This is a genomic window from Vibrio sp. 1874, assembly GCF_033344395.1.
Taxonomy (GTDB): domain Bacteria; phylum Pseudomonadota; class Gammaproteobacteria; order Enterobacterales; family Vibrionaceae; genus Vibrio; species Vibrio alginolyticus.
In genome coordinates this window covers 46,192-58,324 of record NZ_JAWPOR010000005.1, presented here as the reverse complement: position 1 = coordinate 58,324, position 12,133 = coordinate 46,192, and the positions used below count along the sequence as shown (strand labels likewise).

General features: G+C 42.0%; 14 protein-coding genes. 6 read left to right on the top strand and 8 right to left on the bottom strand.

Annotated features, from left to right (window positions below):
• Window positions 1-39: 39 nt before the first annotated feature.
• Window positions 40-1,110 carry a UDP-N-acetylglucosamine--undecaprenyl-phosphate N-acetylglucosaminephosphotransferase gene (gene wecA, locus R8N46_RS12165; RefSeq protein ID WP_318098425.1) on the bottom strand — a complete coding sequence of 357 codons (1,071 nt, stop codon included), beginning with the start codon at window positions 1,108-1,110 and terminating at the stop codon, window positions 40-42.
• A gap of 180 nt (window positions 1,111-1,290) precedes the next feature.
• Between wecA and R8N46_RS12160 the strand changes: the two genes are divergently transcribed.
• The 3 genes from R8N46_RS12160 (at window position 1,291) to galU (ending at window position 4,461) form a co-directional block, all read left to right on the top strand.
• Window positions 1,291-2,457, top strand: coding sequence for a nucleotide sugar dehydrogenase (locus tag R8N46_RS12160; protein ID WP_318098426.1), 1,167 nt, complete (start codon window positions 1,291-1,293; stop codon window positions 2,455-2,457).
• A 68-nt stretch (window positions 2,458-2,525) separates the two neighbouring features.
• Window positions 2,526-3,530: an NAD-dependent epimerase gene (locus R8N46_RS12155; RefSeq protein ID WP_318098427.1), complete on the top strand. Its 1,005-nt coding sequence runs from the start codon at window positions 2,526-2,528 to the stop codon at window positions 3,528-3,530.
• Between the two features lie 52 nt (window positions 3,531-3,582).
• The gene (gene galU / locus R8N46_RS12150; RefSeq protein WP_315874274.1) at window positions 3,583-4,461 is read left to right on the top strand and encodes a UTP--glucose-1-phosphate uridylyltransferase GalU; all 879 of its coding nucleotides are present in this window, start codon (window positions 3,583-3,585) and stop codon (window positions 4,459-4,461) included.
• Between the two features lie 97 nt (window positions 4,462-4,558).
• Here galU and tpiA read toward each other — a convergent pair whose 3' ends face one another.
• Window positions 4,559-5,329, bottom strand: a complete 771-nt coding sequence (tpiA, locus tag R8N46_RS12145) for a triose-phosphate isomerase (RefSeq protein WP_318098428.1) — start codon at window positions 5,327-5,329, stop codon at window positions 4,559-4,561.
• Between the two features lie 270 nt (window positions 5,330-5,599).
• Here tpiA and R8N46_RS12140 point away from each other — a divergent pair, with 270 nt between their 5' ends.
• Window positions 5,600-5,947 carry a 5-carboxymethyl-2-hydroxymuconate Delta-isomerase gene (locus R8N46_RS12140; RefSeq protein WP_017635986.1) on the top strand — a complete coding sequence of 116 codons (348 nt, stop codon included), beginning with the start codon at window positions 5,600-5,602 and terminating at the stop codon, window positions 5,945-5,947.
• Window positions 5,948-6,108: 161 nt separating this feature from the next.
• Complete coding sequence (locus tag R8N46_RS12135; RefSeq protein WP_258646864.1) at window positions 6,109-6,531, top strand: DUF805 domain-containing protein; 423 nt, start codon at window positions 6,109-6,111, stop codon at window positions 6,529-6,531.
• Between the two features lie 57 nt (window positions 6,532-6,588).
• On the opposite strand, the gene R8N46_RS12130 is transcribed toward R8N46_RS12135, so the two are convergent.
• The 3 genes from R8N46_RS12130 to glpX form a co-directional block, all read right to left on the bottom strand.
• The gene (locus R8N46_RS12130; RefSeq protein ID WP_258646863.1) at window positions 6,589-6,939 is read right to left on the bottom strand and encodes a DUF3135 domain-containing protein; all 351 of its coding nucleotides are present in this window, start codon (window positions 6,937-6,939) and stop codon (window positions 6,589-6,591) included.
• Window positions 6,940-7,099: 160 nt separating this feature from the next.
• Window positions 7,100-7,720, bottom strand: a complete 621-nt coding sequence (locus R8N46_RS12125; protein WP_140367216.1) for a helix-turn-helix transcriptional regulator — start codon at window positions 7,718-7,720, stop codon at window positions 7,100-7,102.
• 215 nt (window positions 7,721-7,935) lie between these two features.
• The gene (gene glpX / locus R8N46_RS12120; RefSeq protein ID WP_206953601.1) at window positions 7,936-8,943 is read right to left on the bottom strand and encodes a class II fructose-bisphosphatase; all 1,008 of its coding nucleotides are present in this window, start codon (window positions 8,941-8,943) and stop codon (window positions 7,936-7,938) included.
• Window positions 8,944-9,291: 348 nt separating this feature from the next.
• Here glpX and zapB point away from each other — a divergent pair, with 348 nt between their 5' ends.
• The gene (gene zapB / locus R8N46_RS12115; protein ID WP_005379536.1) at window positions 9,292-9,534 is read left to right on the top strand and encodes a cell division protein ZapB; all 243 of its coding nucleotides are present in this window, start codon (window positions 9,292-9,294) and stop codon (window positions 9,532-9,534) included.
• Window positions 9,535-9,669: 135 nt separating this feature from the next.
• On the opposite strand, the gene rraA is transcribed toward zapB, so the two are convergent.
• The 3 genes from rraA to R8N46_RS12100 all read right to left on the bottom strand — a co-directional run bounded on the left by rraA (window position 9,670) and on the right by R8N46_RS12100 (window position 12,102).
• Window positions 9,670-10,176, bottom strand: a complete 507-nt coding sequence (gene rraA / locus R8N46_RS12110) for a ribonuclease E activity regulator RraA (protein ID WP_318098429.1) — start codon at window positions 10,174-10,176, stop codon at window positions 9,670-9,672.
• A gap of 76 nt (window positions 10,177-10,252) precedes the next feature.
• Window positions 10,253-11,170 carry a 1,4-dihydroxy-2-naphthoate polyprenyltransferase gene (locus tag R8N46_RS12105; RefSeq protein ID WP_213966079.1) on the bottom strand — a complete coding sequence of 306 codons (918 nt, stop codon included), beginning with the start codon at window positions 11,168-11,170 and terminating at the stop codon, window positions 10,253-10,255.
• A gap of 128 nt (window positions 11,171-11,298) precedes the next feature.
• Window positions 11,299-12,102 (bottom strand): hypothetical protein, encoded by an 804-nt coding sequence (locus R8N46_RS12100; RefSeq protein WP_318098430.1) that lies wholly within the window; start codon window positions 12,100-12,102, stop codon window positions 11,299-11,301.
• Window positions 12,103-12,133 lie beyond the last annotated feature (31 nt).

Genomic DNA, 12,133 nt, shown 5'->3' with positions numbered 1-12,133 from the left:
AGTCACTTGGTTTTTATATTTGGGGGAAAGCAACGTTTTCTAGATTTTAGCCGTAGTAGCTTTGTTTAACTTCGTTCTTAAAAAACTAGTAATTTTCCATATATAAGCCAAAATCACGGAGTATGATACAAAACATAACATAAATAGCGCAAACATTGTAGCTTCTGAAATATTAGTCGCTTCACCGTAGATTCCAAATCCGGCATATAAGCTAGCAATTAGGCATATTGATACAAGCGTTTGCTTCGGACCAAGACCTAAGCGTTGGAATATATGATGTAAATGTTCGCGATCAGGTTTGAACGGTGAGTCGCCACGACGAATACGGCGGATCATAATTGCAGCCATGTCCATTAGTGGGACTGCAATAAGCCAGAGTGCTGTAACTGGACGTATTAATGGTTCCGGGTTTGCTGTTTGACTAACGCCTAGCAATAACCAGATTACGGTAAAGCCAATCATCATACTACCAGCATCACCCATAAATACTTTGCGTTCTCTCCCTAATATCCCCAGGTTCATAAAAATATATGGTATCATAGCAACTATGATGACGATGCAGAGATATGCTAACCCATGTTGGCTATCAACTTGCAATAAAAAGGCAAGTGCACCAAACGTTACAATAGACAATCCTCCAAGTAGTCCATCAATCCCATCAACCATATTAAAAGCATTAATGGCGCCAATTACGGCAACGATAGTTATTAAACTACCTGCCCAACCCAAAGACACTTCGCCTATCCCAAACATATCTCCTAGGTTATGAAGCTCCAGACCTGCAATTTTCATCATCACAATTGATAGAAGTGCTTGGATACCTAAACGAACTTTAAAGCTTAGGTCTGTTTTGTCATCAATCGCTCCGACTACCGTCAGTACGCATATGCACGATAAGTATAGCCAACCATGTTCTATAGTGCTCGGATTGAAGGTTAGGTATTGTGCGAGTACTATGCAAATCGAAATACCACCAACTAAGGGTACTGAGCCCTGATGGAGTTTTCTTGCATTGGGTTTGTCAACCAAACCTATTTTCTTAGCCACTTTGCGCATTAAAAAAAGGGTGGCAAAAGAAGAGAAAAAGATGAAACTGAGTTCAAGTAACATAAAAAAGCCAACGTTTATTGTATGTGTACGTTTAATTTTAACTCAAGTTTGTTGTAGGAAAAAGTTGTAATCGATGACACCTTCTCCACAAGGAGCATGTCTCGTTGGTCATCATTTAGGGAATAGCTAAACTAAAGCAACTTTGGTATCCTCAGCCAAAAATAAATGAAGGATTAATCCATGAAAATTGCAGTTGCTGGGACCGGCTATGTTGGGCTGTCTAATGCCATGTTGTTAGCTCAAAATCACGAGGTGGTCGCTTTAGATATCATTTCTGAGAAGGTTGATTTACTCAACGAGCGTAAGTCACCGATTGTTGATACCGAAATAGAACACTTTTTAGCGCACAAAGAGCTAAATTTTGTTGCAACAACGGATAAGCAGAAAGCTTATCAAAACGCAACGTACGTTGTTATCGCAACGCCTACAGATTATGATCCGCAAACTAATTACTTTAATACATCTTCAGTTGAAGCCGTGATTAAAGATGTTATGTCAATTAACCCTGAAGCAGTGATGGTGATTAAGTCAACTGTTCCTGTTGGCTATACCGCTCGAATTAAAGAAGAGTTGGGTTGTGAGAACGTAATTTTTTCTCCAGAGTTTCTTCGAGAAGGCAAAGCGCTTTATGATAACCTTCACCCATCCCGTATAATTGTGGGTGAACGAAGTGAACGTGCCGAAGTATTTGCTAGCTTACTAGTGGAAGGGGCGGTAAAAGACGATATTCAAGTTCTTTTTACTGACTCTACAGAAGCTGAAGCAGTTAAACTGTTTTCAAACACCTACCTTGCTATGCGTGTTGCGTACTTTAATGAGCTGGATTCTTACGCGGAAGCACACGGGCTTGATGCTCGACAAATCATCGAGGGCGTTGGTTTAGATCCTCGCATTGGTAGTCATTACAACAACCCATCTTTCGGTTACGGCGGCTACTGCTTACCAAAAGATACCAAACAGCTTTTAGCAAACTATAAAGAAGTTCCGAACAATATTATTGGTGCTATCGTTGATGCTAACCGTACGCGAAAAGACTTTATCGCAGATTCAATCATTAAACGTCAGCCAAAAGTAGTAGGCGTATATCGTTTGATCATGAAAGCTGGCTCAGACAACTTCCGTGCGTCTTCAATTCAAGGCATTATGAAGCGTATTAAAGCAAAGGGTATAGAAGTAGTCGTTTATGAACCTGTGCTTCAAGATGCTGAGTTTTTCCATTCACGTGTTGTGAAAGATCTGAATGAATTCAAAAAATGTTCGGATGTGATTGTCTCTAACCGCATGGTTGAAGAGTTAGCGGATGTAGCTGAAAAAGTTTATACACGCGATCTATTTGGTAGTGACTAACCTCACACTTGATTGAGTTAAGCCAGTCTTATTTGACTGGCTTTTGTTTCTTTAGGAATCTGTTAATTATGAAATACTTAGTAACTGGTGCTGCTGGTTTTATTGGTAGTGCAACAGCGGAGAAACTTAATGCTGCAGGGCATGAAGTTGTGGGTATCGATAATCTAAATGATTACTACGACGTGAATCTAAAACATGCCCGACTCGCTCGTATTGGAAATCCACTGTTCAAATTTGTAAGTGTAGATATTGCAGATTGTGGAGCGATGGAGCAGTTGTTTGCAACTGAGAAGTTTGACCGCGTTATCCACTTGGCTGCCCAAGCTGGAGTACGTTATTCACTAGAAAACCCACATGCATATGCGGACTCAAACTTAGTTGGGCACCTAAATATTCTTGAGGGATGCCGTCAAAACAAAGTAAACCACTTGGTATATGCATCTTCGAGCTCTGTGTATGGACTTAATGCAAAAGTTCCTTTTTCCACTTCAGATAGTGTTGACCATCCAGTATCACTTTATGCAGCAACGAAAAAGTCTAACGAGCTAATGGCTCATAGCTATTCTCATCTGTATGACATCCCAACAACAGGTTTGCGCTTTTTCACTGTGTATGGTTCTTGGGGGCGTCCGGACATGGCCCCATTTATTTTCACTAAGAAAATTCTTGATGGCGATACTATCGATATCAATAATAATGGTGATATGTGGAGAGACTTCACCCATGTAGATGATATTGTTGAAGGTGTAGTTCGTATTGCAGACGTCTTACCAACTCGAAATGAAAGCTGGACTGTAGAATCTGGAACTCCAGCAAGCAGTTCTGCTCCATATTCGGTTTATAACATTGGTCATGGCTCTCCTATCAACTTGATGGACTTCGTTAAAGCGATTGAAGATGAGCTTGGTATAGAAGCGAAGAAAAACTTTCGCGAAATGCAGCCTGGAGATGTTTATCAAACTTATGCTGATACAGAAGATCTATTTACCGCTACTGGTTACAAACCAAGAGTAACAGTTAAAGAAGGCGTTGCAGAGTTTGTTTCTTGGTATAAAGAATTCTATAACAAGTAATACAAAACGAGGCGAAAGCCTCGTTTTTATGTCTAGCTAGGTATAAATCACAATGATTAAAAAATGTCTTTTCCCTGCAGCAGGCTACGGAACTCGTTTTCTACCTGCAACAAAATCCATGCCGAAAGAAATGATGCCAGTGGTGAACAAGCCATTAATTGAATACGGTGTTGAAGAAGCCATTGAAGCGGGCATGGATGGAATGTGTATTGTCACAGGTCGTGGCAAACATTCTTTGATGGACCACTTCGACAAAAACTACGAGTTGGAACATCAAATCTCAGGCACAAGTAAAGAAGCACTGTTAGATGATATCCGCTCTTTGATTGATTCAGCGAGTTACACTTACATCCGTCAGCGTGAAATGAAAGGCTTAGGTCACGCTATTCTTACGGGACGTGAACTGGTCGGTGATGAACCGTTTGCTGTTGTGCTCGCGGATGACCTTTGTGTGAATGAGGACCAAGGCGTTCTAGCGCAAATGGTTGATCTGTACAAACAGTTCCGCTGTTCAATCGTTGCAGTACAAGAAGTTCCGGAATCAGAAACGCATAAATACGGTGTGATTGCTGGCGAGATGATCAAAGATGATCTCTTCCGCATTGATAACATGGTTGAAAAGCCAGAATCAGGCACTGCACCTAGCAATCTAGCGATTATTGGTCGCTACATTCTGACACCTGATATCTTTGAACTGATTGAAAATACAGAGCCAGGTAAAGGTGGTGAGATTCAAATCACCGATGCGCTGATGCAACAAGCTCAATCTGGTTGTGTTTTGGCATACAAATTTAAAGGTCAACGCTTTGATTGCGGTAGTGTAGAAGGCTACATTGAAGCTACAAATTACTGCTACGAGAACCTTTATAAGAAAGATTCCAGTGCGGAGCTCGCGAAAAAGCCAACCGTGAAAATTGCTGAGCCAGCGTAAATCGGAATTTCCTATTAGGTACTCCGACGGTACAACACAAACAAAAAGGGATGCATGATGCATCCCTTTGTTATTTTTACTCCCAGTAAAAACGAGATTACGCTTTTGCTTTAGCCGCTGCTTTAGCGATTGCTGCGAAGCTTTTCGCATCTAGAGATGCACCGCCAACGAGAGCGCCGTCGATGTCTGGTTGTGAGAAGTAAGCTTCAGCGTTTTCTGGCTTAACAGAACCACCGTATTGGATGATTACTTGTGCTGCAACTGCTTCGTCTTTCGCTGCGATTAGTGCGCGGATAGAAGCGTGGATGCGTTGTGCATCTTCAGCTGTTGCTGCTTTACCAGTACCGATAGCCCAGATTGGCTCGTAAGCGATGATTGCGCCGTTTAGAGCTTCAACACCGTAAGTGTCGATAACTGCGTTGATTTGACGTGCACATACAGCTTCAGTTTCGCCAGCTTCGTTTTGAGCTTCAGATTCACCGATACAGAAAACAGGAGTTAGACCGTTTTCTTTTAGGAAGTTGAATTTCTTAGCGATGAACTCGTCAGATTCGTTGTGGTATTCACGACGCTCTGAGTGACCGATGATGATGTGAGAAGCACCGAAGTCTTTCAGCATTTCTGGAGACATGTCGCCAGTGAAAGCACCGCTGTTGTTTAGGTCAGTGTTTTGAGCACCTAGGATGATCTTGTTACCGCCTTCAACAATTAGACGCTCAGCCAGGTCTAGGTAAAGTGCAGGTGGAGCTACTGCTACGTCAACACCTTCAACGTCTTCAAGCTCAGCGTTAAGACCAGTTAGCAGCTCAGTTACCATTGCTTTGCTGCCGTTTAGTTTCCAGTTACCCATCACTACAGGACGACGCATAGGAATATCTCCCTTATTTTTAATGTAAATAGTCTATTAATGTAAAAAATCTACGTAGGAATATAACAGAATAATGTGAACAGATCATGATTGGCGTCATGTCTTGTCCGGCTTTCTTCACTGATTCGACCAAGCATCGATCCTGTTATTTTTGTTAAAAGCAACCGATTGGTGATCGCGTAGACAGAATGATAGTTCATTCCTCGGAAATTGCTGCTGAGATTGGTATTACTACGCACTGAATTTATTATGTTGTAGAAAGGAATCAAAATGCCAAACTTAGTTTTAGAGTATTCGAACTCAGTGGAAGAGCGAGTCAATGTACAAGGTTTGCTGGAAGACTTACATAAAGCTGCGTTAGATAGTGGCCTTTTTGAACTCGCGTCTGTGAAATCTAGAACGCTCCGGTGCCACAATTGGTTAATAGGAGAGGAGGGTGATAGCCTCGACTTTATCCATATCAACTTTGATTTGTTATCTGGTCGCTCCCAAGAACAAAAGCGAGAACTGTCACGAGCCTTGATGGCGACTCTTCAAGAGCAAGCTAGTCACGTGCACAGTTTAACGGTCAATATCCGAGACATGGATATAGATAGCTTCCAAAAGGTAGTGAACTAGGTGGTGCTGGATTGCTCGAGAACAGCGAGGGGTTATTGTTACGAATTCTCAGCCTGGCTCTGCTTGTTATAAGGACGTTGTGGGCACCCAAGTTATCGGTGTCCTTTCCAAACTATATCGACTCGGCTAATCTATAACCTTTCTACTTTGGGGTAAATTTGATGTCGACTAAAGAGTTACTGTTTTCTTTTCAAGGACGTATAGACCGTAAAACCTACTGGATTTGGAACGTAATTTACTATGTGTCCATTCTAGGCTTTGGTGCCGGTATCAGCCTACTGCTTCCTACTCTCTCTTATGTGCTTCTTCCTATTTTCTTGGTGGTCCTGTTGATCCCTGATTTGGCGATCACCACCAAGCGTTGGCATGACCGCAACAAATCGATCTATTGGCTAGCACTGAATATTCCGTTGATTATAGGACGAATTGCCACGCCAATGACTAGCCCTGCCGCGCAAGAGCCGTCGACCCCACAGATGTTCGTCGCTTCCATTTCTCTGATTTGTGGTTTATGGATTCTAATTGAATGTGGTTTCTTAAAGGGGACATCAGGACCAAACCAATATGGCCCTGAGCCGGAATAAGTATAGCTCTATGTTTTGGAATAAGACTCTAGGGTTCTAGAGTCTTATTCCTGCCTTTTAGTAAAAATCATCCCTATCTTTAAACGTATTTAAGCTAATCACATCCGCTTTTTGAGTCGGTGCCGCTTCCCCTTGTAGCGCTGCTTTGAACTTTACGACCTGTTTTTGCAACTCGTTCATCAATACCACATTGGTGTGATGAGGGTTTTTACACGTGCTGATGACTCTATCAATGTGGCTTTGTTGAGCCCACAATCTTTCTTTCATATTTTCTGATGCGCTCTCGATCATCTCTTTCGCCATCTCATGACGAAATTGCTCAAAAGCTTCTGGGTCTCGCTCTGCCATTCGAACCATTTCATCGAATGGAGGAAGCGTTTGTGATGGGATATGACGTAGATTAGACATCGATGCTCTCCAAATCCTTATGGAAATTGCCTTTAGTTACTAAAAGCCTATACCACTAGAAAGAGGAGAGAGGATGAATTCTTCAGCCGTCTCACTTATAAGAGTAGCTTTCAAGCTTGAGATTGAATAAGTGCGGCATGTCGATGTTTGGTTGTGGTGGTTACTGCAGTTGTTGGATGCGGTAAACGCAGCGTCTTTGGCCACTAATGATGTGTTCGGTACGCTCTACTTTGGTGTCACGTCCAAGTAAAGACTGAAAGACACTTAATTCTGATTGGCACAAGCTTGGGCAGCGAGTTGCGGCTTTACAAATCGGACAGTGATTTTCGATCAAGATGAATCCGTTCTCATCTTTCTCGAGCTCTGCCATATAGCCTTCTTGCTCTCTTAATGTGACGAGTGTTTCTAGTTTGCTTTGCAGAGAGTCGCATTGCTTAAGATGCTGACGATAACTTTGTAACGTGAGTTTTTCCCTTTCTGATGTGACTTTTTCCAGTCCATCTTTGCCAAAGATATGTTCGACAGCTTCTATAAACTGAATGGTCAACTCACCGTGACGGTCAGCAAATTGCTCATGACCTTTTTGAGTGAGAGACCAATGACGAGCAGGGCGACCAACTTTTACTTTTACGTCATGGATAGAAAGAATGCCATCATCTTCTAAACCTTGCAGGTGCTGACGAGCCCCCATGGTTGTCATACCTAGCTCAGAGGAGAGTTGTTTTGCAGTGACGGAACCATCACGCTTAACGATTTGCAATATCCTATCTACGGTCTTCATATACCCACCATTTATACGTCAGTAGATATTATGCGCGATAGGGTTAGTAAAGAAAAGTGTTGACTTAATTTGAGTGTGGCTTTGTAGGTGCTATCTTTATGCGAACCAATATATACACTCTGAACAGTGAGAAACGAGTGTGATTCAGAATCTATTGTCCGGTTGTGCGAAAAGAAAGGCTCACACTCAGATTGAGCGAGAGCCTCGAGAAATGCTTAAAGAATAATATCACGCACTTCTGGATCTTTACGATCTAGGTAGTGAGTCGACTTAATGCGACGAATAGTACGGCATCGACCACGCACGAGCAGCGTTTCTGTGGTTGCAATATTGCCTTGGCGAGAGATGCCTTCTAGCAAGTCACCTTTAGTAATGCCTGTTGCTGAAAATACCACATTGTCGCTACGAGCCATGTCTTCCATTTTGAGGACAACATTCGCTTTTACGCCCATTTCATCGCAGCGTTTTAGTTCATCTGCACCGTAAATGCGGTTTTCTTCACTATCGCCTTTTACTTCGTGACGAGGAAGTAAGCGACCGTGCATGTCACCGTCTAGCGCTCGAATAACCGCTGCTGATACTACCCCTTCTGGCGCGCCGCCAATACAGTACATCAGGTCCACTTCACTGTCTGGCATACAAGTCAGAATAGAGGCAGCGACGTCACCATCAGGCACCGCAAAGACACGTACGCCCATTGCTTGCATTTCTGCAATAACGTCATCGTGGCGAGGTTTCGCAAGGGTAATAACGACTAGGGTATCAAGTGGCTTGTTCAGGGCTTTTGCTACGTTTTCTAGGTTTTCTTTTAACGGCTTTTCTAAGTCAATTACGCCTTTTGCGCCAGGGCCAACAACCAGTTTTTCCATGTACATATCTGGCGCTTTAAGAAAGCTGCCTTTCTCACCTGCGGCAAGTACGGCTAGTGCGTTCGATTGTCCCATTGCCGTCATACGCGTCCCTTCAATCGGGTCGACTGCAATATCTACTTCATCACCACCAATACCCACTTGCTCACCAATGTACAGCATTGGCGCATCATCGATTTCACCCTCACCAATGACAATTTCACCACTGATATCTGTTTTGTTCAGTAGCGTGCGCATAACTTCAACAGCTGCGCCATCGGCTGCGTTTTTATCGCCACGGCCAAGCCATTTGTAACCAGCCAGAGCTGCACCTTCAGTCACACGGGAAAATGCCATTGCTAAATCGCGTTTCATGATGTCTCCAAGTAAGCAAGAGGGAAGAAGAATTTGCGCGGCGATTCTATCACAAGGTCGAGTAAACGTTTGCCTTTTTGCGAGGCTTTTACTTTATCTAACTTGAATTTGATCAATACTTAGGGCGATTTTCAGCGTAGCGGGACGCAAAATACTTGCTCAAAAATGCTTCGGCGACAAGAAAAGTCAGCGTTTAGTGAGATTGCGCTGATTTTTTGACCGAATGATGCAAAATATCGAATATAGTGAGTGTTTCTCATCGCGACGCTGAGTAGAATGAACCTTATATAGGTTAGGTGTGCATCAATCTCGCACATCGTCCCAACGGAATAACATAGGTAGGCCAAGATGTCTTTTGAAGTACTAGAACAACTAGAATCTAAAATTCAAACTGCAGTTGACACAATCACTCTTCTTCAGATGGAAGTCGAAGAGCTGAAAGAAGATAAAGCTAAACTTGCGGAAGAAGCGAACGAGCTTCGCTCTCAACGTGAAGAGCTAGAGCAAAAAGCACAACAAGCACAGCAAGAGCACGCACAATGGCAAGAGCGCATTCGTGCACTACTTGGCAAAATGGACGAAGTGGAATAATTCAGCTTCTTCATTCCAAATTAAAAACACCCGCGTTAAGCGGGTGTTTGTGTTTTAGGGAAGTAGATAATGTTGAGACAAGGCTAGGCGCTAAGAGCTAGGAGAAGGCCTTATAACTTAGACACCTAAGACTCGCTATGCTTCTTCATCCAACTCTAAATCAATATTCAATGGTTCTGGCGACAGGATAATTCCGGTACTATCGGCATAAATATAATCTTCAGGTAAGAAGCTGACGCCGCCAAAGTTGACTGGTACATCCAATTCGCCGATACCCTGGCTGGTCGCTCCAACAGGAATAGAAGCGAGGGCTTGAATGCCTAAATTCATATCTTCAAGTTCATCTACTTCACGAACACAGCCGTAAACGACAATGCCTTCCCACTCGTTTTCTTCCGCAATGGTTGCGATTTCTGCATCGATAAGGGCTTTACGTAGGGAACCGCCACCGTCAATTAACAAAACGCGACCAAGTCCATCTTGCTCTAATGTCTCGCGGATCAACGAATTATCTTCAAAACACTTGATGGTGGTGATTTGCCCGGCAAATGAAGCGCGGCCGCCAAAGTTACTGAACATTGTTTCAACCACATCTACCTGATCGAGGTAGATATCACAGAGTGCTGAGGTATTGTATTCCATAGCGTACCTTTCTAAACAGAAATTGGTTGTCTTTGAGTATATCTAGGCATTAAGTCAATGCAATGACAATCCTTTTTTAACTTACTAGAGTTTGAGCTACCACAATTGTTGCAAACAAAACGTTGGTGACTAGAGAGCATTTCACGATGACTGGCATCATTGGTGCTATCTGAGCGGGCTTTTGTGTATGCCAAACCGCTCTACCATGATCGGCCACGAAATAAATACTAAGTAAGAATGGCAAGCTAATCCAAACGGGTTTGTCTTGAATTAACAAGTAAGCCGCAAAGGCAAGGATAGCTCCGCCAAGTAAAATAAAGTGGTACTGTTTGGCTTTACGTTGACCTAAGCGTACCGCCACCGTGCGTTTACCACACTCTCGGTCGTTCTCTATATCACGCATATTGTTGATATTGAGTACTGCAACAGCGAGTAAACCGCAGCCTAAAGCGGGTAAGAATAGCGTGGTGTCTACGTGACCGGTATGCAAGAAGTAGGTACCGGATACGCCGAGTAGACCAAAAAACAAGAACACTGATATATCGCCAAGCCCCACGTAACCGTATGGTTTACTACCCATGGTATAAGCAATGGCTGCGAGAATGGCCAAAATTCCCAACCCGATAAAAGTGACAATGCTTTCCAGTGAACTTAGTGAATAGAAAACTAACATCAAGCCTGAGATAGCGGTCAGAACGATGTTAAAGATAATTGCCTGTTTCATCTGTTTCGCACTTACAGCGCCTGACTGCATCGCTCGTAATGGGCCGAGGCGTTTGTCGTTATCTGTACCTTGAACGGCATCGCCATAGTCGTTTGCCAGGTTGGACAGAATTTGCAGCAATGTAGCGGTTACGAAAGCCATGATGGCAATTGTCAGTGAAAAATGACCTGCCGAGTAGGCGAGTACGCTACCAGTTAAGATAGAGACCAATGCCAGAGGTAATGTTTTTGGACGAGCGGCTTCAAGCCAGATCTGTAGAGATTGTTTCATGGAAATTTCGTGCTAGTAACCAATGTGCCCAGTATAGACATAAATTTTTATGTACACTATTAACTTAAATCAAATAGGAGACGATTAAGTAAACTAATATGAGTATTAAAAGCAATACAGCGAGGTTCCTATAGCCTTAAGTATTCATTATTTATGAGTGATTCTATAACTTTATTTCTTTTCATGTTTTTTGAAATTGATATAGCTTTAAGTTTTTCATTGCTGCTTTCAGATAAGTTTATACAATATTGCTTTTTAGATTGAACTTTATCTCTAAACTTCTTTTGATCCCATGCCTTTTTTATCCTCTTAATAGTGATTTCTCTTTTGTTCTCTTCAATTGCATCAAAAAAAGCGATAATGAAATCTTTCAGGTCTTGCGTTGAGATTTTATTATTCCAAATGTATTTAATAACCAAAGGCTCATGTTTAAGTATGTAGCTCCATGCCCACTTTATTTTTTCTTCATCATCTTTCAACCATGAAATGATCTCAGTCTTATCACGTGATAAATACCACTTTCTTACAATACCCCTCTCTAGTTCAATATGGCTATGTTTGCTTCTATTTACCTTTCTTATATATGATGTTACCCAGTCTACTCTTTCTTTAAAACTGCTTCCATTTGGATTTAATGATAGTTTTCCGGATAGTTTTTTTTGAATGTAAAACCATGAAAAATTACAAAATCTTTCATTTTTTCGTATTTCATTTTTTATGTATAAAATTGAATTGTATTTTTCTTCTATTTTCCCGACAATCCTTTTGCAATCTTCAAATGAATATGATTTAAGAGCAGCATTTATTATACTTTCATTTTCTTTAATACTTAATGATTCTTCCCATACTGCTCTAATACCATGTGTTGATAGCTGGTTAGTATAGAACTTTCCCATGTTTTCATCTTTAATCATTACATCGTAATCTTCCATAATTAAACCCTCTTAAATAGTAATTTTTATC